Here is a 23,641-nt window from a genome sequence, read left to right as displayed (position 1 = left end):
TTAACTACGGATTGTTAACGGATCAGGATAAGATCAAGGACACCGCTAGGATGGCGAGAAAGGAATGCACTGAAGGAATCAGTATACTATCAAGGATTTGATGCATGGAGCACCATTAGTAGCCGGATTGCTGCGAGTAAAGTTATAACCCCGTTAGACGAGAGTCTAGCGGGGTTTTTCTTGTTTGGAAAAAAATAAAAGCCTATACGCTGCGCTAACTAGAAACTAGAAACTAGAAACTAGAACGCTTCGCTTCTATAAGAGCAAGAGCTGATTCTGAATTTAATAGATTATGGTGTCAGCAACCCCCTCTAACTCCTCCTTATATTGATATTATCGATCCCAGTAATTCATAGAGAAAGGGGGTGAACCTTCTTTGGTGCGGATATTTCAGCGCTTACAATACAGTTCCTCCCCTTGAGTAAATATCCTTATGTGATCACCAATGTCGATATAAGGGGAGGCTAGGAGGGGTTGTGAATGCAGGGTTTAATTGCTCCGTATTTTTTCTTGATCTTATAGTTTCTAGTTAGCGAAGCGTATCGTTTCTAGCTGTATTTACCACTTATCACGTTCACTCCTGAAACCTCTAGCGAAGCGATCTTAATCCTTACTCCCAAAACACCATCACCCGTGTGCGAGATCTCTCACAAACAAGTGCGCTTTTTCGCTTTATTTATGGATAAATATAACCAGTTATATTTTAAGTTGTTGATATTTAATTGCTTTGTGTGTTTCAGCAAAAGGGCGATAATTATTTTTGCAAAAGTTTGAATTTAGTCTATTGCTGAAAATAATGAAAAGCGTAATCTTATTGGTGTCGGAAGGATGCTGACACGGAACAGGAACTAGCCAAGGATTTGGTACGCTTCAGGATGAGGCACTCGGTTACTTAGGATTAGTAATCGGCAAGGATAGCAAAACGGACATTGAATGGACGCAATAGTAACTAGGATGGTTGCTACTAAGGAAAGACAATGGACACCTCTAGGATTGAGGTAAAAGGACTGCACATCAGGATGATGTAAGGGACACCGCTCAAGGAACAAGCGAAGAGAGTTAACTACGGATTGTTAACGGATCAGGATAAGATCAAGGACACCGCTAGGATGGCGAGAAAGGAATGCACTGAAGGAATCAGTATACTATCAAGGATTTGATGCATGGAGCACCATTAGTAGCCGGATTGCTGCGAGTAAAGTTATAACCCCGTTGGACGAGAGTCTAGCGGGGTTTTTCTTATTTGGGACAAAGTAAAAGCCTATACGCAGCGCTAAAGAATCAGCTTTTTCTCTTATAGAAGCGAAGCGGTCTAGCCTCTAGTTAGCGTAGCGTATAGATTCTTCCTGAAACGAAGCGATCTGAACTCTATTGTTTTCTCTTAAATCCCAAAAAGTTTTTTAGCATTAGCCGTTGTAACCGCATCAACATCCGCCAGACTCATCTCACGTAAATCCGCTACACGTTGAGCAACCAACTGCGTATATGCAGGCTCATTACGCTTACCACGGTGAGGTACTGGTGCTAAATATGGGCAATCGGTCTCTAAGATTAAATAGTCCATATTAAGGTGTGGAATGATTTTATCCATACCGCCATTTTTAAAAGTAGAAACTCCACCAAGACCTAAGTGAAAGCCTAAATCATTGATCGCTTTAGCTTCATCAACTGAGCCACCAAAGCAGTGGAAAGTGCCTGATAACGAGCCGTCTTGCTCTTGTTTTAGCAGGGTTAATGTCTCTTCAATAGAGTCACGAGTATGAATCACTACCGGCAGTTTCATCTCTTTTGCCCAATTTAATTGGGTGATGAATGCCATCTCTTGTTCGGCTTTAAAGGTTTTGTCCCAGTATAGGTCAATACCTATTTCACCTACCGCTATGAAGTTGTGTTTTTCAAACCAAGAGTGGATGGTCGCTAGGGTTTGCTTAACATCAGCATTTACATAACAAGGGTGTAATCCCATCATCGAGCGACAAATATTAGGGTAGGCAGCCTCGGTTTTTAGCATTGGTTCGATAGAGTCTAAATCAATGTTAGGCAATAAGATCTGATCGATACCTTGTGATAAGGCACGTTGAACAACCAAATCTCGGTCTTCATCAAATTCTTTCGCATATATGTGAGCGTGGGTATCAATCATAATTAAGGATCTTTTATTCAAGTTATGTTTTCTATCATACCAAGTTAATTGTAAAAATCAGATCCCTAAGAAAATTTGGATTCAAAAGGCGATGGGTATATATTGAACGCATCATAAATACAAAAGGAGCTCAGTGTGTCTGTATCCATTCAAGGTGCGTTTCCAAACCGTCGTATGCGTCGTATGCGTAAGCATGAATTTAGCCGTCGTCTAATGGCTGAGAACCAATTAACCGTTAATGACTTAATCTATCCAATGTTTGTACTTATGGGTAAAGATCGTCGTGAAACGGTAGATTCAATGCCAGGTGTTGAGCGTTTATCGATTGATTTATTACTTGAAGAAGCACAACGTTTATATGATTTAGGCATCCCTGCGATTGCTTTATTCCCAGTCGTTTCTCAAGATGCGAAAAGCTTATGTGCAGCAGAAGCTCATAATCCAGAAGGCTTAGTTCAGCGTGCTGTGAAAGAGTTAAAAGCACATGTTCCTGAGTTAGGTGTTATCACTGATGTGGCATTAGACCCATTCACGACTCACGGCCAAGATGGCATTATTGATGAAGATGGTTACGTGATGAATGACGTAACGACAGAAGTTCTGATTAAGCAGGCGTTATCGCATGCTGAAGCCGGTGCTGATGTGGTGGCTCCGTCAGATATGATGGATGGCCGTATTGGTGAGATCCGTAAAGCGCTAGAGAAAGCAGGTTATGTACATACGCAAATCATGGCGTATTCTGCAAAATATGCGTCTTGTTACTACGGTCCGTTCCGTGATGCAGTCGGTTCATCGTCTAACTTAAAAGGTGGTAACAAGAAAAACTACCAGATGGACCCAGCCAACAGCGATGAAGCTATTCACGAAGTGGCAATGGACATCAATGAAGGTGCTGACATGGTAATGGTGAAACCAGGTATGCCTTACTTGGACATCGTTCGTCGTGTTAAGACTGAACTTCAAGTTCCTACGTTTGCTTATCAAGTGTCTGGTGAGTATGCGATGCACAAAGCCGCTATTATGAATGGTTGGTTGAGTGAGCGCGATACTGTGATGGAATCTCTGTTGTGCTTTAAGCGCGCAGGTGCTGATGGCATTTTGACTTACTTTGCGAAAGATGTCGCTGAGTGGTTGGCGGAAGAGAAATAAGAGCAGGGTTCAGATCGCTTCGCTTAAAGGTTTCAGGGGTGGGTGTGGTGGGTTTTAGTATTAACTAGAGACTATACGCTGCGCTGACTAGAAACTATAAGAGCAGAGTTCAGATTGCTTCGCTTAAAGGTTTCAGAGGTTGGTGTGATGAGCTTTGGTGTTAACTAGAGATTATACGCTGCGCTAACTAGAGGCTATAAGAGCATAGAATTCAGTGCTGTTAACTTTTTTCTAAGAAATAAAAAAAGCATGATGATTTTAGTTAATCATCATGCTTTTATTTTTCCTGAATCCTGAATCCTGAATCCTGAATCCTGAATCCTGAATCCTGAATCCTGAATCCTGAATCCTGAATCCTGAATCCTGAATCCTGAAACTAGCATAATAAGGCTCTTGCTTTTGCTCTTATAGAAGCAAAGCGTTCTAGCCTCTAGTTAGCGCAGCGTATAGGCTCTTACTCGTCCCTAAATACTAGTCCCTAGCATCAATAACCAAATCCCAACCAATATTCGTCTGCTTATCTGCTTCAATTTCCAACTCCGCTCTTGTCAGCGGGTTTTCTGCTAGCCATTGCTTATCAATCGCCAACGATAAAACATCATCTTTTTCAGATAGAGTCACAACTGGAGCTAAAGATACATCACGACGATGGGTTAAAATAAGCGCTAAACGTAGGATACGTAACATACGTTGAGCTGATAAATCAGACACCGCATGTTGGTTCGGCATTGCAGAGAACTGCTCGCGATAACGACGCAGTAATTCAGCTAATAGGTGCTTTTGAGCGCGAGTATAACCCGGTAAATCTAAGGCATTGATTAAGTAGGCTGAGTGTTCGCCCCCTTTTTTATAATCAATGCACATACCAATCTCATGAAGTTGAGACGCAGCTTTTAATAGCGGTAACGCTTGAGGCTCAATTAACCAATCATCACCACATTGTACGACAAGTTGTTCCACTAAATTAGTCACTTGTTGAGCGTAGTCGGTATCAAGTTGGTATCGTTGCTGAATGCTTGAGATGGTTCTTTTACACACTTCATCGTATTGAAGCGCTTCGATCATGCCATAGCATAACCCTTCACGCAGAGCACCGCCTGCGAGTGTCATTGAATCAATATCCAATAACTCAAAAATAGCGATAAGAATAGATAAACCACTTGGGAACACTAAAGCGCGCTCAAGGGTAAGGCCATCAATATCTAATTGTTCTAAATGTTCGTATTGCATTGCTTGCTTTTGAAGGCGCTTAAGCTTGGCTAAGGTAATAACCTCATCCATGCCTTGCGCCAACATAATTTCTTGCAATGCTTGAACCGTACCACTTGCACCTACACAGGTTTGCCAACCAAGATCGGTATACTGCTGTAAAATAGGAGCCAGTGTCTCTTTTGCGCCAGCAATAGCCGCATCAAAGTTATTCTTAGTTAATGCACGGTCTTTAAAATAGCCTTCAAGCCAAGTAACACAGCCCATTTTTAGACTTGTGAGTGCTTGTGCTTCAAAACCTTCGCCAATGATTAGTTCTGTACTTGCGCCGCCAATATCGACCACTAAGCGACGGCCATTACCACCCGAAGTGTGTGCAACTCCTTGGTAAATCGTACGAGCCTCTTCTTCACCTTCGATCACATTAATATCATGACCTAAGATTTGATTGGCTTTTTCTAAGAAGACATCCACATTGGTGGCTACACGCAATGCTGCGGTGCCGACAATGCGAATGTTTTCTACAGGGATGTCTTGCAAACGTTCTGCAAATAAGCTCAAACAATCCCACCCACGCTGCATAGCTTCATGGCTAAGTGTGTAGTTTTCATCTAATCCCGCAGCCAAACGAACTTTACGTTTGATTTTGGCCATGGTTTGCACACTACCATTTATATGACGCACAACAAGCATATGGAAGCTATTTGAGCCTAAATCAATGGCGGCATACATAGGTGATATCGTTGAACTTTTCATAACATCCTTTTCATTTTTCCGTAGAGCTCAGATTACGCTTGAGGGCTACGAGGTTGACGTGGGCGAGAGTACTTACGATTTCCGCCTTGACGCTGACCATTGTTGTTATTGTTGCCATTACGACGATTTTGCTGCGGACGACGTTGTAGACGTATAGGTGCAGGTAAGTCTTCTAATAGTGCCGAAGAGTCGTAATCAGATTGTGGGATTGAATGCTCAATGTATTCTTCGATTGCTGGAAGATTGATTGCGTATTCTTCACAAGCAAAACTGATAGAGTTACCACTTTCACCAGCACGACCAGTACGACCGATACGGTGAACGTAATCTTCAGCTTCGTTTGGTAAATCGAAGTTAAATACGTGAGTTACTTGTGGGATGTGTAGACCACGAGCTGCAACATCAGTCGCAACTAGGATATCAACGTCACCTTTAGTAAATTCTTCTAGGATGCGTTCACGTTTTTTCTGTGGCACGTCACCAGTAAGAAGACCAACACGGTGTTTATCTGCTGCTAGGTGACCCCAAACAGATTCACATTTGTGCTTGGTATTAGCAAAGATAATCGCACGATCTGGCCATTCTTCTTCGATAAGTGTTTGAAGAAGTGCCATTTTATGATCGTTTGAAGGATAGAATAATTCTTCCTTAATACGATGACCTGTTTTTTGATCCGGTTCTACAACAACGTGTTCTGGCTCTTGCATGTGTTCAAAAGCAAGCTCTTGTACACGGTAAGATAGCGTTGCAGAGAACAGCATGTTTAAGCGTTCTGTTGGCGCAGGCATACGACGGAAGATAAAGCGAATGTCTTTAATAAAACCTAAATCGAACATACGATCGGCTTCATCAAGTACAACGGCTTGAATCATCTTAAAGTCGATGTGACCTTGCTTGTAGAAGTCGATGATACGACCGGTAGTCCCGATCAAAATATCAACGCCTTGCTCAATCACTTGTTGTTGTTTTTCATAACGTTCGCCACCGTAAGCTAGCGCGGCTTTGATACCAGTGCTTGCGATTAGTGACTCAGCATCTTTATGAATTTGAATCGCTAATTCACGCGTTGGTGCCATGATAATGGCACGCGGTTGCGTAATTTTACGACCTTCAGGAGCTGGTGTCGTTAGTAGGTGATTAAAAGTAGCAGTAAGGAACGCTAGCGTCTTACCTGTACCCGTTTGGGCTTGGCCTGCAATGTCTTGGCCGGCGAGCAGTACCGGCAATGCCTTAGCTTGAATAGGAGTACATTTTATGAACCCCTGTGCATTCAAACCATCAAGGACCTGAGGCTCTAAACCTAGGTCGGCAAAGTTTTGCTCTGTGATGTGCGTCTTTTTCATTGCTATAGAATATCAGTTAAAGCTTGCAATACGAAACGTATTCCATTCAAATAGGGCATCAATTTGCTGGTTATCATCAAATCAGCCTTTAAATTTAACGTTGGAGTTGACGATGAGCGACAAAATTTTGCAGCTTACAGATGGCGGTTTTGAAGAAAGTGTGATCAATGCTGCAGGCCCAGTACTAGTAGATTTCTGGGCAGAATGGTGTGGTCCTTGTAAAATGATTGCCCCTATTCTGGATGAGATTGCTGACGAGTACGAAGGCAAACTAACGATTGGTAAATTAAATATCGATCAGAATGCAGGAACACCACCAAAATTTGGTATCCGTGGCATTCCTACGCTGCTTTTATTTAAAGATGGCGGCGTTGCTGCAACGAAAGTGGGTGCACTTTCGAAAACTCAACTTAAAGAGTTTCTTGATGCAAACCTATAATATAGGGTGCAATTAAGTCTGATAGAACCGCATATAATGAGAAATTATGTGCGGTTTTGTTTTTCTAAGCTAGACTAAAATGCGAATAAGTGATAATTTATTCGCGCGTATTTCATACGATTTCATTTCTTGACCGAGCTCGAAGGTCATCCATTCTTAAATCCACTAAAGATAGAATCTGATTTTGACTAAACAACTACCTACCACTATGAATCTTACTGAACTTAAAAACCGACCTGTATCGGATCTTGTTGCTCTTGGCGAATCATTAGGCCTAGAAAACCTAGCGCGTCTAAGAAAACAAGACATCATCTTCTCCATCCTTAAGCAACATGCGAAAAGCGGTGAAGACATCTTTGGAGATGGTGTTCTTGAGATTCTTCAAGATGGCTTTGGTTTCCTTCGTTCAGCAGATTGTTCTTATTTGGCTGGTCCGGATGACATCTATGTCTCTCCAAGCCAAATTCGTCGCTTTAACTTGCGTACTGGTGATACGATTGCTGGAAAGATTCGTCCACCAAAAGATGGCGAACGTTACTTTGCTCTTCTTAAAGTAAACGCAGTTAACCATGATCGCCCTGATAATGCTCGTAACAAAATTCTTTTCGAAAACCTTACTCCTTTACATGCTAACGATCGTTTACGCATGGAACGTGGTAATGGCTCAACAGAAGACATTACAGCACGTGTTCTTGATTTAGCATCACCAATTGGCCGTGGTCAACGTGGTCTTATTGTTGCTCCGCCAAAAGCGGGTAAAACAATGCTACTTCAAAACATTGCTCAAAGTATTGCTTATAACCACCCTGAGTGTGAGTTAATGGTTCTACTTATCGATGAACGTCCAGAAGAAGTAACTGAGATGCAACGCCTAGTTAAAGGTGAAGTTATTGCATCAACGTTTGATGAGCCAGCGTCTCGTCACGTACAAGTTGCAGAGATGGTTATTGAGAAGGCAAAACGTCTTGTTGAACATAAGAAAGACGTGGTTATCTTACTTGACTCAATCACTCGTCTAGCTCGTGCATACAACACCGTGATCCCATCGTCTGGTAAAGTTCTTACTGGTGGTGTTGATGCTAACGCACTTCATCGTCCTAAGCGCTTCTTCGGTGCTGCACGTAACGTTGAAGAAGGTGGTAGCTTAACTATCATCGCAACAGCCTTGGTTGATACTGGCTCTAAAATGGATGAAGTAATCTACGAAGAGTTTAAAGGTACAGGTAACATGGAATTACACCTAAACCGTAAAATTGCGGAAAAACGTGTATTCCCAGCTATCGATTTCAACCGTTCTGGTACTCGTCGTGAAGAGCTTCTAACTAAGTCTGATGAGCTACAGAAAATGTGGATCTTGCGTAAGATTGTTCACCCAATGGGCGAGACTGATGCAATGGAATTCTTAATTGATAAACTATCAATGACGAAGACTAACGATGAATTTTTTGATGCAATGCGTCGTCAGTAATTGATAACTAACTCAATTATTGGTACCAAGCTCAATAAATAATGAAACGCTGCCTAATAAGGTGGCGTTTTTTGTTGATTGTTTGTTAATTTGACGGCATCATCATTTGTACTAAGCTTGGTATAAGGAATATCCACTTAGTCCATTGAAGGAATAACATATGCAACAAGGACTGTTAGCATCGATCCTCCTTTCTGCAAGTTTGCTGACTGGTCATGTATCAGCGTCTGAAGTTCAACCAAGCTTTGTGAATAGTTTATTGGTTGATCAGCAACTCAATAAGAAGGTCGATGAACTGCATCAATATTTGATTGATGGCGATATCATCACACTCAACTTTTCTCTCAATCGTCTATCTATGCCACAGCAAGAAGCCGTTCGCTTCATGTTGGTTCAGCAGATAGAGCAGCAGCAATTGATCCTCGATCCAAAAGGAACCATCTGGCTTAAAGAGCAATTGACTATCCACCCAACCTACACCATTAAAGAGCAAGGTAATGGGTATGTGGTGACGAAACTCGCTTTTGATTATTCAAGTATTGCTTCGCGTGTTTTAAGTCAAATGTCGAAAGATCAACAAGTATTGGATTTTATACTCGCAGCAGAAGAGCACCGCTTAGTGTTATCTGAATGGCTAGTGGGTGAACCTCATGAAGTGCGTGTTCGTCAATCGATAGTATTAGCTGAATTAGACAGCTTAACCCCTGAAGCGTTAGATTATCTTGTTGCTCAGATAACAGATGACCCTTTGTCAGTTTGGTTACCAACGACCGAAGTCATGGTGCGTTTAGCGCAGTTATCTCGAAACAGTGAAGTGTATAAAATCCTATGGAAAATGCGCACTGATCAGCACAGTATCGCAGAGCTTGAGCGTCTATCTAACGTCGCTCCAGATCCATTCGCAACTCAACAATTAATGTTAGCCACTAATAATCCTTCACTAAAACAGAATGCTTTTGCTTCGTTAGCACAACTTCATCCTCTTCCTAAAGATGTTCAGCAATTCTTATTGGCTAAAATTGATCATATTCAAGATGGTGGTGCGGTTGCTATACATTTGGCTAATTATGGCCATACATCTTGGTTAGAAAGCTTACCGACAACGCGAAACAAAGTCCGCAAACAGCACGTAAGATTAGCGTTATCACAACGTTAACAGCTAGGACGGTAGGTAAAGATAAATAGAGAGTGTGAGTTTGAATTGGGTTGGGTATAATCTATTCAAACTTCACGACAGTAGATAGCGATGAAATATAAGGATTTACGTGATTTTCTCGATCACTTGGAACAGATCGGACAGTTAAAACGCATTTCACACCCCATTGACCCGCATTATGAAATGACAGAGATCAGCGATCGTACTTTACGAGCGGGTGGTCCTGCATTGCTATTTGAAAATCCTATCGGTTACGATATTCCTGTATTAACGAATCTATTTGGTACTGCTGAACGTGTTGCGATTGGTATGGGGCGTAAAGATGTTCTTGAACTGCGTGAAGTAGGTAAATTATTAGCGTATCTAAAAGAGCCAGAGCCACCAAAGGGCTTTAAAGATGCTTTAGATAAACTGCCAGTATTCAAACAAGTATTGAATATGCCAACCAAGAATATTCGTAAGGCAAATTGCCAACAGATTGTTTGGCAAGGTGATGAGGTTGATTTAGATAAAATTCCAGTAATGAGTTGTTGGGCTGATGATGTAGCGCCTTTATTAACTTGGGGTTTAACCATCACTAAAGGCCCAAATAAGAAACGTCAGAATCTGGGTATTTATCGTCAACAGAAACTCAGTAAAAATAAAGTCATCATGCGTTGGCTTGCTCATCGTGGTGGAGCGCTTGATTTACGTGACTGGATGGAAACAAATCCAGGTGAACCTTTCCCTGTCTCTGTCGCATTTGGTGCCGATCCTGCCACTATTCTTGGAGCTGTAACGCCTGTTCCTGACACCTTATCAGAATACGCATTTGCAGGTCTGCTGCGTGGTAGTCGAACTGAGATCACCAAATCTATTAGTAATGACTTAGAAGTCCCAGCCAGTGCTGAAATTGTACTTGAAGGCTATATAGACCCAACAGAATTTGCCGATGAAGGCCCTTATGGCGATCACACCGGTTACTATAACGAAGTTGAAAAGCATCACGTATTTACTGTAACGCATATCACCATGCGTAAAGAGCCTATCTATCACAGTACGTACACAGGTCGTCCGCCAGATGAGCCAGCTGTGCTTGGTGTGGCTTTAAACGAAGTGTTTGTGCCGATTTTACAAAAGCAGTTTCCTGAAATTATTGATTTCTATTTACCACCAGAAGGCTGCTCGTATCGCATGGCGGTAGTGACGATGAAGAAACAATACCCAGGACACGCAAAACGCGTGATGATGGGTGTGTGGTCGTTCTTACGTCAGTTCATGTACACCAAATTTGTATTAGTGTGTGATGAAGAGGTAAATGCACGAGATTGGTCACAAGTGACAGCAGCAATGTCTCAGCATATGGACCCATCACGTGATAGTTTGATGATAGAGAACACACCAATCGATTCATTAGATTTTGCTTCGCCAGTCGTTGGTTTAGGCTCAAAAATGGGTTTAGATATCACTAAAAAATGGGATGCAGAATTAGCATTATCACCTAATGTAGAATATTCACTGACAGACAGTGAAAAGATTGAAGGCTGTTTAGCTGAAATAACCAAAGCATGCCCTGAGATTATCGATATTCATTTGCAAAACAACAATGCCAGTATGGTCGTCGTTTCTATCAATAAGCAAGCGGTCGGTAATGGTAAGAAAATCATGCAAGAGGTTTGGTCTCAGTTTGATGAGAACAAGTTTGTTATCGTGTGTGATGACGATGTTGATGTGAGTGATTGGAACGACATTATTTGGGCGGTAACCACTCGAATGGACCCTGCAAGAGATACGTTATTTTTGCAAGATGGGGACGGACACTCAAAAATGGGGCTAGATGCGACCAATAAATTGGGCTCTGAATGTCTTCGTGAGTGGGGAACACCAATCAAGAAAGAACCAGAAGTTGTTGCTAAAATCGATGCCATTTGGGATGAATTAGGTATTTTCAAATAAGTATTGGTTTACTACATATTTTAGTGAAGTGTAATGTCTTGTAGCAAAACAGCTGTTGTTATCGATAAGCTATCAACACTAATTAAATCCATTCTGCTTTTGCGGAAAGGCATTTCATTTCACTGGATAAAGTAAACGAAAAGGTATTTCATTAAGCTCTGAAAAAGATAAAGAAAGGTGTGATGAAAAAAATAACCTTACTCCCACAACAAAAAGAATTCAGCATCGAAGAAGGGCAAACCATCTTAGATGCGGCATTGGAAGCGGGGATAAACTACCCAAATCGATGCCAAGTAGGTGCATGTGCCATGTGCTTATGTAAAAAGTTAGAAGGGGAAATTGAATACGATTTAGAACCACTTCTAACCGACAAAGAACAACAAGAAGGGTGGGTATTTGCGTGTCAGGCAACAGCAAAAAGTGATTTAGTGCTGTTGTTAGAATAAATCCTCCCCGTATAATTAGAGCTTAATGCTCAATACACATAATAATTACAGCGTATAAATACCATGTTAAATAGGTATCAGCTGAAAAAGGAAAGTCATGCCAATCAATTGCAAAGTAAAGTCTATCGAGCCATTGGCTTGTAATACTTTTCAAATATTACTTCACCCAGAACAGCCAGTAGAATTTAAAGCAGGCCAATACCTAATGGTTGTGATGGGAGAGAAAGACAAGCGTCCATTCTCAATCGCTAGCAGCCCTTGTCGTCATGAAGGCGAAATTGAACTACACATCGGTGCTGCAGAGCACAATGCCTATGCTGGCGAAGTGGTTGAGTCAATGAAAGCGGCACTAGAAAACGGCGGAGATATCCAAATTGATGCCCCTCATGGTGAAGCGTGGATCCGTGAAGACAGCGAGCGTTCAATGCTGTTAATCGCTGGTGGTACTGGTTTTAGCTACGTACGTTCAATTTTAGACCATACCATTAGTCAAAAAATTCAAAAGCCAATCTTCTTATACTGGGGTGGCCGTGATGAGTGTCAATTGTATGCAAAAGCAGAGATAGAAGCGATTGCAGCAGCACATGAACACATTACCTTTGTACCAGTAGTTGAACAAACTGAAGGTTGGACAGGTAAAACGGGTAATGTACTTGAAGCGGTAAAAGCCGACTTTAACTCATTAGCTGAAGTGGATATTTATATTGCAGGTCGCTTTGAAATGGCAGGTGCGGCTCGTGAGCAATTCATCACTGAAAAACAAGCAAAGAAAGAGCAGCTATTTGGTGATGCATTCGCATTTATTTAATCTAGAACAGTCGTTACATTAGTACTAATACCAATAAAAATGCCACTTCAAAAGAGTGGCATTTTTATGATATTTAATAGCTCAGGGTTAAGTTTGACTATCAACCATAGTCAACGCTTTACGAGACAGATCCGCCGCCGCTTGTTTACGGTTTTGTTTCTCTAAAACGCGCGCAAGATAAGCGTAATCAGACATATTCTCACGAATGGCTAAGGCCGCTTCAAAATGGTCACGTGCAGGCTGCCATTTCTCAGTTCGCATATACAGCTGAGCTAGCGTACTTTGAATCACAGGGTTACGAACATCGTAATTTGCCATGCCTTCAAGCAGTACTGTTGCCGGGTGATAATCGGCCAGGTTTAAGGTTGGTAATAGCTCTACCAAGCGATCATCGCTGCGCTTTTTCAAGTTATCACGTAGGATAATATAAGCTTCAGAATCCGCTTTACGTGCGTGTAGTTGCTTGATTAAACAGACCAATACAGGAACGTGTTTTTGTAGCTTCTTAGGTAAAGAGTTCCAGTGATCTAATAACCCTGCAGTCCCCTTATTTGTCGCAATAAAGGCCATTAATCCACATTCTGCTTTCTCTTCTAATTCCAGCGCTTGTTGCTCTGAAATAAGGTTCGCTTTAGTTAGAGGATGAATGATGTTCTTCAGAGCTTGCCATTCATTTAGCGCCAAATAACATTCTTTAAGTAACTCAAGCAAAACAGGATTACGTGGATAATCCACTTTTACCGACTGTAGCGTAGCAAGAGCAAGTTCATACTGTTGCTCACGCATTTGTAATTTCGCGCTCGTTAATGCAACCGCCAGTCTGCTGTCTGACTGTTCAGAAGCTAGCTTTAAGTAATGATCGCGTTGTTCAATTTGCTGACGACCTTGAGCTGCTTCTGCTGCGGCAAGATAGTTCAATAATGGGAAGTCATTATGTCGGCCACCTTTAGTGATAAGGCGCTCTGCATCTTTCCACTCACCCTCATGAAGCTTTATCATACCTTTGAACGTGTTATAGCGAGCTTTACGTAAGTGACGAGCACTGAACCAACCGCGAGTGAAGTTGCCCACTGATAGGATACGCTTTACCAAGATCTCTAATAGGAACAATCCAGCAATTAATGCCCCAATAAAGATAACCAGTGTGGTTAGGCTCATCTCAATCGTAGTATCAGCAACAGAAATGAGAACATAACCTTGTTGATCGGCAAACGTCGTTCCTACGATTAATCCGCCGACTAAAACAATGGCCAGAAGAAGTAATCGGATCATGAGTTACCTCCTTCTGTTGCTTCAGCTTGTTTTACTGGAGCCGTTTTTTCTTTCACAGGATCTGCTTTTGCAGGAGTCTCACCAATCGCTTGCACATTTCGACGTAAACGTTCAGAAATGAAATCAGACAGTAGGGCTTGCGTCTTCATTTTTTGAGGGTAACGAACATCAACTTTAAATTTCGCTAATGAATCTAATTGAGCCATAAAGCTCATCACCGCAGGATCATCTTGTTGGAAGTATTGAGAAGACCATAACTTCGCGCTCTCTAGTGATGAGGTATACACTTCACTTTGTTCACGATATAGCGCTTTAGAAGCCAATAGTAATTTACCTTTGATGTTCTCTTTTAGGTAAAAGTGCTGCTCAGGGCTAAGTAACGGGATCACATTACCTTCACGCACTCGGTACGTAATAAAGTGACCCGCAAAATCATTAACAGATTGCATTAGGTTTGATTGCCAATCATTAATATTGCTTGATACTTCTTTCTTTTCTATGGCTTCTGCTTCAGGAAGAATAGCACTCGCTAAAGGCAGAGTATTTACTTGTTGTTCAAGGCTATTTAGTTTGAGAACTAAGCCATCGCGGTCAATAAGAGGAATCGCTTTTAGGGTTGAAATGTCACTTGCCATTGCTCGACGTAGTGGCATTAGGCTTGGATCATTTAACGCTGAAATACGCTGATCGGCATTTTCCATTAGACGTGTAGCGCTAACCACGTCATGCTCGAGCCATAATTTACGCCCCGCCATTTTTACTAAGTAATCGGCTTCAGCAAGTAGCCAATCATTTGGACGGCGACCTTTAACATCTGCGATCGCCAATTGAAGGCTCGCAATGCTTTTATCTTGTTGTTGCATCAGAACCGTCGCTTTACGAACGATTTCATCTGCTTTACCCGTAATTCGTTGCTCAGCGGTTACCAGTTTTGCATCAAAGGTACTGTCAGCGCTGATCAGCTTTTGTTCTAACTGAGCAATTTGTATTTGTTGTTGAGTTACTTGCTGCTGTGATGCTAAGAAAGCACCCCCGCTGAATAAAATTGAGATAATGATTGCAACGGTACCTAAACGGCGGCCTTTTTTATCAACCAATTCTTCTGATTTTTTAGTCGTTGAAGAACCTGTTGGTGTCATTGTCTGCTCTGGCTCTTTTTTATCTTTATTTGTTGTAGAAGAAGCCGAAACCAATGCTGCATTTTCTTCTGCAGGCTGTGGTTTATTGTTGTTTTCTGTCATTTGAAAGTCCCATCATTATGATGCTCACTGAAATAGTGCAGCAAGTCGGAATTAGAGGCTCCGCCAACCGTTTCAATATGTTGATAACCAAGTTGTTGGCCAAGTTGGTTAATTCGTTCGCTAGGTACTAATAATCGACAACCTAGTACCCAATCTAAATCGGTATTAGTAAATTGAGAGGTGAAAAAAGAGAGCTGTTCACCACTGGTTATTACTAGGGTGTTTACGTTGTTCTCTTGCCACTCTTTAGCTTTAGTGGCGCCATTAAACGTGGTGGATTGACGTTGATAGGTTTCACAATAGGTGACTTCTGCACCAAGCTCTTCAAGTGCTTGATAAATGAGATCGCGTCCACCGTTGCCACGTAAAATAAGTACTTTTTTCCCTGCCACATTATCTAAGACTGGAAGTGCCAATAAATGTTCACTGTCGCTTGGCGTTGGGAAGTGTACTGGATCTGAAATATAGGATCTGAGGTATTGAGCGCTCTTTTGACCAACGGCAATGTAATTTACCCCTTTTTTCCACTCTTTTTGCTGCAATTGCAAATAATCTTGCGCGTGTTGCACTGCATGTTGACTCACAGCAATAAGAAAATCCCCATCAGAAAGTGATGAGAAATAGTTAGGAAGTAGAGAAAGTTCTTTACCTGGGTGAATGGTTAAAAGAGGATGAGAAATAGCATGATGCCCTAATGCTTGCAGGGCATCACACAATGCTTGGCTCTCTTGCTCAGGGCGAGTCACCAATATGGTCATATTAAGCGTCTGCGTATAGGCGATCTAAAATATCTTTCGCGCCATCGTTAAGTAGTTGCTCAGCCAATTGGGTACCTAATGCTTCTGCATCTGATACTGGTCCAGTAATTTCGCCACGAACCATGATAGTGCCATCGGGTTCACCAACTAAAGCACGTAACCAGATTTGGTTACCATCAATTAATGAATAACTACCGATAGGAACCTGACAGCCACCTTCAAGGCGGTTGTTCATTGCTCGTTCACACAGAACTCGATGTGCGGTTTCTGGATGATTAAGTGGTTCAAGTAGAGCACGAATACGAGTGTCATCTAGACGAGTTTCTATACCAACAGCACCCTGGCCAACGGCAGGTAAAGATTGTTCTGGTTCAATTGAGCTTTTGATTCGATCTTCTAGACCAAGACGGATAAGACCTGCACAGGCAAGAATGATTGCGTCATAATTACCATCGTCTAATTTCTGTAGACGAGTACCCACATTGCCGCGAAGCTCTTTAATTATTAAATCTGGACGAGCTTCTTGTAATTGGCACTGGCGACGTAAGCTACAAGTACCCACAACCGAACCTAGTGGTAAGTCTTCAATACAAGTATAAGTATTAGATACAAATGCATCACGTGGGTCTTCACGCTCACAAATCGTCACTAAGCCTAACCCTTCAGGGAACTCAACAGGCACATCTTTCATTGAGTGAACCGCAAGATCAGCACGACCTTCTAACATAGCCACTTCAAGTTCTTTTACGAATAATCCTTTTCCGCCAACTTTTGCTAATGGTGTATCAAGAATGATGTCACCTTTAGTTACCATGGTAACTAGTTCTACTTCCAAACCTGGGTGAAGCGTTTGCAGTGCATCTTTAACAAAGTGAGCTTGCCATAGAGCCAGAGGGCTTTTTCGAGTGGCAATTCGAACTGGTAATTGCTGTGACATAGTAGTATCCGATCAAAATAATTGCCTTATCCTACCACTACTTGAGGGTGAGGTGAAAATACAGGATGACAACAGTGTGATTATAGGTTAAAAACGACACCGAAATAGTATGGACACCCATATTGTTGTAAGCGTGTAAACTTTACGAGCATTATTAAAAGTGTTATCTTGATCACGTTTTACCGTCGGTATTGAGTAAATGGTATTCAATATTAACCGTCATCACTGATGACAAAGATAAACTAGGCTTTCTATTTGCAAACCTATATTGAAACTTTAATTGCTCGACAACAACGCCTTACTGAACAACGTATAGAGCGTGCGTTAGCATTAATGAAACCACTTGGGCAGGAGATCTTCCATCAATTGCCGTTGCTATTGCATTTCAATCACTCGGAACTTCCGGGCTTTGTTGAAGGTGCACCTAGTGGTATTAAACAGTTTCATGCAAATAAGAAGCAGCGTGAGTGGATGGCTCAACTGACGCTTCGTTACCCTCTATCTACCTCTAACCAAGGCAATATTCTTGGTTTGTATTCTATGGGTAGTACTTCTTCTATTGGCCAAACCATTGGCAGTGACCTTGATATTTGGGTCTGCATTCCAGAAAATCTTCCCGCAGATAAAAAAGCGTTATTGCAGAAAAAGTGCGATGCTTTAACTGAGTGGGCAGAGCAGTTTTACATTGAAGCGAACTTTTTCTTAATGGAACAGAATCGTTTTCGTGAAGCTTATTCTGAAGAGATGACGGGCGATAACTGTGGTTCTTCGCAGCATTTATTATTATTAGATGAGTTCTACCGTACAGCGGTATGTCTTGGTGGGCAGCAACTGTTATGGCAAATTATTCCTCCAGAAATGGAAGAAAGCTATGACGAATATGTCGACCAGCTGTGCTCTCAAGGTGTAATAAAAAGAGAGCAGTGGATTGATTTTGGACGCCTTAATCATATCCCAGCAGAAGAGTACTTTGGTTCTAGCCTATGGCAACTCTATAAGAGCATCGATTCACCGTTTAAGTCGGTGCTAAAAGCGATCTTGTTAGAAGCTTATTCGTGGGAATACCCACACACTCAATTATTAAGTATTGATAGTAAACGTCGATTCTTTGCCGATGAGCCTGATCTCTACGGTATGGATGCGTATTACCTGATGCTAGAAAAAGTCACGCGTTATCTTGAGCGTACCAATGACGCATCTCGTCTAGAATTAGTACGTCGCAGTTTCTATCTTAAAACACATGAGAAATTGTCACGTCGACAAGGACAAGGCTCTGTAGAGTGGCGTCGCAAAGCGCTAACTGAATTAACCTCACAATGGGGTTGGTCTCAAGCAACGATTGTTGAGCTTGATTCTCGTCGTACGTGGAAAGTGGAACAAGTTAAAAAATCGCATAACGATCTACTAGAAGCGTTAATGCAAAGTTATCGTAACTTGATCCGTTTTGCGCGTAATAATGACATAACGTCGTCGATAAGCCCTGAAGATATCAGTATTCTTGCTCGTAAACTTTACGCCGCATTTGAAGAGCTCCCAGGCAAAGTAACGTTACTCAATCCGCAAATTTCGCCAGACTTGCATGAAGCTGATTTAAGTTTTATAGAAGTACAAGATAACGGCATTAATAAAGCAGGTTGGTATGTATACAAACAACCATTAATTGCAAAAGAGTTGATGGGTGCAAAATATCTCGAGCACAATAGATATTTAAGTAAATTAGTTGCGTGGGCATTCTTTAATGGTTTGCTAACGGAATCTACACGATTAGGTGCGGTTGTTCGTCAGGCTGATTTGAACATTGATAAGTTCTATCAAATGGTGAGTGATCTAAGAAATACCTTCTCAGTACATATGCCACAACCAACCAAAGAAGAGTTAGGTAGCCCATGTGAGGTTCGCCAACTTTCTATTTTTATTAATTTGGAAAATGACCCAACTGAAACATTGAAGATGAAGCCTGAGCGTATGAATCAGACGGATGCTGATATCTTTAGTTGTGGTAGCGACCAGAATAATTTGATCGGCAGTGTCGACTTGGTATATCGCAATTCATGGCATGAAGTAAGAACACTTAACTTCAGTGGTGAAACGGCAATTTTAGATGCGCTTAAAACCGTGCTATGTAAAATGCACCAAGATGCTACTCGCCCTGAGTCGGTAGATGTCTTCTGCTACAGTAAACAAATGCGCGGTATTATTCGTAATAATATCTATCAATTGTTGGCTGAGTGTATCGAACTTCGTCTAAAACCGGTTGAAAATAACGAAAAACGCCGTCGCTTTAAAGGCATTAAAATTGGCTCGACCATGTATGGTTTATTCTTTGAACGCCGTGGTGTATCGATTCAGAAATTGGAAGATTCAGTTCAATTCTATTCAAGTATTTCAACCAATAAAGCGATTGGTTCAACGACGATTCCTCTTGGCGATAGTAGTGGTGTTGCGATTCCTGAAGCGGTAGATTCGTTTGCAAGTGAAGGCTTAATTCAGTTCTTTTTTGATGACAGTCAGGACGAAGGTTTTAATATTTACGTCTTAGATGAAGAGAATAAGGTTGAGATTTACCACCAATGTTATGGCAGTAAAGATGACATGGTAAACAGCATTAATCATTATTACACCTCAAGTCGTAACAATGTGGACTTAGCGAATCCAGATAAAGTGAACTTCAATTTACCTCAGTTTTATGAGGTGGTTTCTAATGGTGAGCAAGAAGCTTGTATTCTTCCTTATCGTAGCGGACAGCAACAATGTAAGGCAAAACAAGCCTAAGCTTTCTTATAAACTAAAGCGAAGGCATATTAAGTATAAGCTAAGTCGAAGTCAGTCTTAGCTTTGCTCAATTAAAGGCAAATCCCCCCTCGGCGTTTGGGTCTCACTTCATTTCAGTATATACTTCACGCACATGTATAAATAACCAGTGTGATGTGATGGACGTTTCTTTTCTTCTTGATGGTCTTAATGACAAACAACGCGAAGCCGTAGCCGCTCCGTTAGAAAACATGCTTGTACTTGCGGGTGCCGGTAGTGGTAAAACTCGAGTACTTGTTCATCGTATCGCATGGTTAATGCAAATCGAACAAGCGTCTCCTTTCTCTATTATGTCAGTGACATTTACCAATAAAGCGGCAGCAGAAATGCGTGGTCGTATTGAAGAGTTAATGCATGGCAGTGCTGGCGGGATGTGGAACGGTACCTTTCATGGTATTTGTCATCGTATTCTTCGTGCACATTATCTGGATGCGAAATTACCAGAAGGTTTCCAAATTATTGATTCAGATGATCAGCAGCGTTTATTAAAACGTTTGATCAAAGCTCAGAATTTGGATGATAAAAACTGGCCTGCACGTCAAGCAGCTTGGTTTATTAATGGTAAGAAAGACGAAGGTCTACGTCCTCATCAAATCAATACATTTAATGATCCTATCGCTCAGACTTGGCTAAAAGTTTATACCGCTTATCAAGAAGCGTGTGATCGTTCAGGCTTGGTTGATTTTGCTGAAATCCTACTTAGAGCGCATGAATTACTGCGTGATCACAAACACGTACGTGAACATTATCAAGCGCGTTTCAAGCACATTTTGGTCGACGAATTCCAAGATACCAACAACATCCAATACGCATGGTTACGCATGATGGCGGGCTCTGATTGTAAAGTGATGATCGTGGGTGATGATGATCAGTCTATTTACGGTTGGCGTGGTGCTCAAATCGAAAATATTCAAAAATTCTTAGATGAGTTTGTGGGTGCTAAGATCATTCGTTTAGAGCAAAACTACCGTTCAACTGCGAATATTCTAAATGCTGCCAATGAACTGATCAGTAATAACACTGAGCGCATGGGTAAGAAGTTATGGACTGAAGACGCGGATGGCGATCTGATTTCTATTTATTCTGCTTATAACGAAATGGATGAAGCCCGTTTTGCTGTAGGGAAAATTAAAGAGTGGCGTGATAACGGTGGAGCACTGCAAGATTCAGCGTTCTTGTACCGTAATAACGCCCAATCTCGTGTATTAGAAGAAGCCTTAATTCAAGCAGGATTACCGTATCGAATTTATGGTGGTATGCGATTCTTCGAACGACAAGAGATCAAAGATGCTTTATCTTACCTTCGTTTAATGAACAATCGTCATGATGATGCGGCTTTTGAGCGTGTTGTAAATACACCAACGCGTGGCTTGGGTGATAAAACATTAGAAACAGTACGTTTTGCAGCGCGTGAACGTGGAGCGACCATGTGGCAAGCCAGTCTTGCTTTGATTGAAGAGCAAGTATTACCGGGTCGTGCTGCCGGTGCATTAAGCCGTTTTATCGAGCTAATTAATGCATTAGAAGACGATACTCGTGACTGTCGTTTACATGAACAAACGGACCAAGTGATTAAAAGCTCTGGCCTGTTTACGATGTATGAGCAAGAGAAAGGTGAAAAATCAAAAGCCCGTATTGAGAACTTGGAAGAACTGGTAACGGCGACTCGTCAGTTTGATAAGCCAGAAGAAGCAGAAGAGATGACAGACTTAACTGCTTTCTTAACTCATGCTGCATTAGAGGCCGGTGAAGGTCAAGCAGATGAGTTTGAAGATGCGGTTCAACTGATGACATTACACAGTGCTAAAGGGTTGGAATTCCCATTAGTATTTATGGTGGGTGTTGAAGAAGGGATGTTCCCAAGCCAAATGTCAGCAGAAGAAGCAGGGCGTTTAGAAGAAGAACGTCGTCTTTGTTATGTTGGTATGACGCGTGCGATGGAAAAGCTGTATATTATTTATGCAGAAACGCGCCGAGTGTATGGCCAAGAGAAATACCACAAACCGTCACGCTTCATTAAAGAGCTCCCGACTAACTGTGTTGAAGAAGTTCGTATGAAGGCTAAAGTAAGCCGAACGGGGTCTTATGGTGGTTATGGTTCTCAAGAGGGTTCATCTGACAGTCGATTTGGCCAGAAAGCGATTAATAATAACTTTAATGAAACTGGCTATGCATTAGGGCAACGAGTTAAGCACCCTAAATTTGGTGAAGGTACAATCATTAACTTTGAAGGTGCTGGCGCGCAAGGTCGAGTACAAGTCGCCTTTAACGGTGAAGGTATTAAGTGGCTTGTCACTCAATATGCAAAATTAGAATCAATGTAAATTTAAGTGATTCGAAAATAAAAAAAGAGAGCAAATATGCTCTCTTTTTTTATTTCTATGCGGCATCTACTTTTCTTGACGTAAATGGGCTTATGAATTGTAATTCATTGCAGCCATGGCATTTGAATTTTTTCGTATCGCGTTTAGTTATGTGTTTTTCCACAAAACTTCTTTTTGTTGGTAAGAGCGGTAGCTCCGTATTACATTTCGTACACCTAGCCATAATAGATACCTAATTACAATATTATCAATAGTTTATTTTGTTTTTATTAAACTAGTGTCACATAATAAGTAATAGATTTCATGGTTTTTTTACGATTCTCACATAATATATTTATATATTATAAACTAGCTCTATTATTTATAATATTTGTGTGGCTATAGTGTAAGTAATTGTTTAATACTTTAGAGTTATGATGCAATTTTCTTCTTTTTGAATAATAATGCGTCCGTAGTAAATATAATCAACGCACCCCAAATAAAGACAAAAGTAATCGCTTTATCTGTACTAAATGCTTCACCGTAAAGACCCACCGCAAGAACAAACATCAAGCTTGGCCCTATGTATTGAAAGAAACCTAACGTTGATAGCTTTAATCGTGTTGCTGCGCCAGTAAAGCAAAGCAGAGGAACCGTAGTGATAATCCCTGCGGCAATTAGGAGTAAATTTAGATTGGTTGAGTTCTCTGCAAAATTTGAGGTTGGAGAGTTGGCAATAAATAGCAAATAGGTTGCTGCGATTGGCAATAAAACCAAGGTTTCAATAAATAAGCCTGATTGCGCATCCATCGCTACTTTCTTACGTAATAGTCCATAAAACCCAAAACTACAGGCTAGGGCTAACGCAACGATAGGTATCGATCCAAATGTGATTAATTGGATAAGAACGCCGATAGCCGCAAAAACAACTGCAAGCCACTGTAATTTTCGTAATCGTTCCCCTAAAAAGATCATACCGAGCATGACATTAAAAATGGGGTTGATGAAATAGCCGAGACTGGCATCCAACATGTGATCAGCAGTGACAGCCCAAATGAAAATTAACCAATTAGCGCCTATCAACACACTGCTTGTCATTAGATAACCCATTTTTCGTTTATCTTTTAATGTATTGGCAACGGTTTTCCATCCTTTAGATAGAAACAGCAATCCAGCTAGAAAAAAGAAAGACCAAATAATACGGTGACTTAAAATCTCAAAAGGCGACACTTCACTGATGGTTTTAAAATAAATAGGTGCAATACCCCACATGGTGTAAGCACTAAGAGCAAAAAATACACCCTGACGAGTGCGCTGTTGTTCGATTTCAGTGGTTGGCATAAGTCGATTCTTAACGAAGTAATGTAACGGGAAAGGTGGTTTTATGATCACACCTTGTATGAGTTGTTATGCGACGAAGTATAGAGGGGAGTGTCGAATGTGCCTAGTATTTTCCTATTGCTCTTT

The 23,641-nt window shown here is 41.3% G+C and carries 17 protein-coding genes; 9 read left to right on the top strand and 8 right to left on the bottom strand.

Going from position 1 to position 23,641, the window contains the following annotated elements; all coding sequences use genetic code 11:
• Positions 1–1,381 precede the first annotated feature (1,381 nt).
• Complete coding sequence (locus ED622_RS08125) at positions 1,382–2,143, bottom strand: TatD family hydrolase (RefSeq protein ID WP_122033397.1); 762 nt, start codon at positions 2,141–2,143, stop codon at positions 1,382–1,384.
• A 135-nt stretch (positions 2,144–2,278) separates the two neighbouring features.
• Between ED622_RS08125 and hemB the strand changes: the two genes are divergently transcribed.
• A complete protein-coding gene (gene hemB, locus ED622_RS08120; RefSeq protein WP_122033396.1) occupies positions 2,279–3,292 on the top strand; it encodes a porphobilinogen synthase in 1,014 nt (337 codons plus the stop codon).
• Positions 3,293–3,763: 471 nt separating this feature from the next.
• Here hemB and gppA read toward each other — a convergent pair whose 3' ends face one another.
• Together gppA and rhlB are read right to left on the bottom strand one after the other, a co-directional pair.
• Entirely contained in the window at positions 3,764–5,257 is a 1,494-nt protein-coding gene (gene gppA, locus ED622_RS08115; RefSeq protein WP_122033395.1) for a guanosine-5'-triphosphate,3'-diphosphate diphosphatase, read from the bottom strand.
• Positions 5,258–5,289: 32 nt separating this feature from the next.
• Positions 5,290–6,600 carry an ATP-dependent RNA helicase RhlB gene (gene rhlB / locus ED622_RS08110; protein WP_122033394.1) on the bottom strand — a complete coding sequence of 437 codons (1,311 nt, stop codon included), beginning with the start codon at positions 6,598–6,600 and terminating at the stop codon, positions 5,290–5,292.
• Between the two features lie 112 nt (positions 6,601–6,712).
• On the opposite strand from rhlB, the gene trxA reads away from it, so the two are divergent.
• The 6 genes from trxA (at position 6,713) to fre (ending at position 12,852) form a co-directional block, all read left to right on the top strand.
• The gene (gene trxA / locus ED622_RS08105; RefSeq protein WP_005416871.1) at positions 6,713–7,039 is read left to right on the top strand and encodes a thioredoxin TrxA; all 327 of its coding nucleotides are present in this window, start codon (positions 6,713–6,715) and stop codon (positions 7,037–7,039) included.
• 208 nt (positions 7,040–7,247) lie between these two features.
• Positions 7,248–8,507 (top strand): transcription termination factor Rho, encoded by a 1,260-nt coding sequence (rho, locus tag ED622_RS08100; RefSeq protein WP_122033393.1) that lies wholly within the window; start codon positions 7,248–7,250, stop codon positions 8,505–8,507.
• Positions 8,508–8,667: 160 nt separating this feature from the next.
• Entirely contained in the window at positions 8,668–9,663 is a 996-nt protein-coding gene (locus tag ED622_RS08095) for a hypothetical protein (RefSeq protein ID WP_122033392.1), read from the top strand.
• A gap of 90 nt (positions 9,664–9,753) precedes the next feature.
• On the top strand, positions 9,754–11,598 hold the full coding sequence (gene ubiD / locus ED622_RS08090; protein WP_122033391.1) for a 4-hydroxy-3-polyprenylbenzoate decarboxylase: 1,845 nt from the start codon (positions 9,754–9,756) through the stop codon (positions 11,596–11,598).
• Between the two features lie 182 nt (positions 11,599–11,780).
• Complete coding sequence (locus ED622_RS08085; protein ID WP_005416876.1) at positions 11,781–12,044, top strand: 2Fe-2S iron-sulfur cluster-binding protein; 264 nt, start codon at positions 11,781–11,783, stop codon at positions 12,042–12,044.
• 97 nt (positions 12,045–12,141) lie between these two features.
• Positions 12,142–12,852, top strand: a complete 711-nt coding sequence (gene fre / locus ED622_RS08080) for an NAD(P)H-flavin reductase (protein ID WP_122033390.1) — start codon at positions 12,142–12,144, stop codon at positions 12,850–12,852.
• Positions 12,853–12,939: 87 nt separating this feature from the next.
• Here fre and ED622_RS08075 read toward each other — a convergent pair whose 3' ends face one another.
• The 4 genes from ED622_RS08075 to hemC are packed head-to-tail and all read right to left on the bottom strand — an operon-like array spanning position 12,940 to position 17,060.
• Positions 12,940–14,124 (bottom strand): heme biosynthesis HemY N-terminal domain-containing protein, encoded by a 1,185-nt coding sequence (locus tag ED622_RS08075; protein ID WP_122033389.1) that lies wholly within the window; start codon positions 14,122–14,124, stop codon positions 12,940–12,942.
• Positions 14,121–15,365 (bottom strand): uroporphyrinogen-III C-methyltransferase, encoded by a 1,245-nt coding sequence (locus ED622_RS08070; protein ID WP_122033388.1) that lies wholly within the window; start codon positions 15,363–15,365, stop codon positions 14,121–14,123. Before ED622_RS08070 ends, ED622_RS08075 begins: the two co-directional genes overlap by 4 nt.
• Positions 15,362–16,123 carry a uroporphyrinogen-III synthase gene (locus ED622_RS08065; protein WP_122033387.1) on the bottom strand — a complete coding sequence of 254 codons (762 nt, stop codon included), beginning with the start codon at positions 16,121–16,123 and terminating at the stop codon, positions 15,362–15,364. Before ED622_RS08065 ends, ED622_RS08070 begins: the two co-directional genes overlap by 4 nt.
• Position 16,124: 1 nt before the next feature.
• Positions 16,125–17,060: a hydroxymethylbilane synthase gene (hemC, locus tag ED622_RS08060; protein WP_122033386.1), complete on the bottom strand. Its 936-nt coding sequence runs from the start codon at positions 17,058–17,060 to the stop codon at positions 16,125–16,127.
• Positions 17,061–17,315: 255 nt separating this feature from the next.
• Here hemC and ED622_RS08055 point away from each other — a divergent pair, with 255 nt between their 5' ends.
• Both ED622_RS08055 and uvrD read left to right on the top strand, forming a co-directional pair.
• A complete protein-coding gene (locus ED622_RS08055) occupies positions 17,316–19,832 on the top strand; it encodes a class I adenylate cyclase (protein ID WP_122033385.1) in 2,517 nt (838 codons plus the stop codon).
• Positions 19,833–19,990: 158 nt separating this feature from the next.
• Positions 19,991–22,195, top strand: coding sequence for a DNA helicase II (uvrD, locus tag ED622_RS08050; protein ID WP_122033384.1), 2,205 nt, complete (start codon positions 19,991–19,993; stop codon positions 22,193–22,195).
• Between the two features lie 411 nt (positions 22,196–22,606).
• Here the strand turns inward: uvrD and rarD are convergent, their stop codons facing one another.
• The gene (gene rarD / locus ED622_RS08045; RefSeq protein ID WP_122033383.1) at positions 22,607–23,515 is read right to left on the bottom strand and encodes an EamA family transporter RarD; all 909 of its coding nucleotides are present in this window, start codon (positions 23,513–23,515) and stop codon (positions 22,607–22,609) included.
• Positions 23,516–23,641 lie beyond the last annotated feature (126 nt).

Source organism: Aliivibrio sp. EL58 (assembly GCF_900312675.1).
In the GTDB taxonomy this organism is placed as follows: domain Bacteria; phylum Pseudomonadota; class Gammaproteobacteria; order Enterobacterales; family Vibrionaceae; genus Aliivibrio.
Note: the sequence above shows the minus strand (reverse complement) of the source record. Positions and strands in the feature narration are given on the sequence as shown.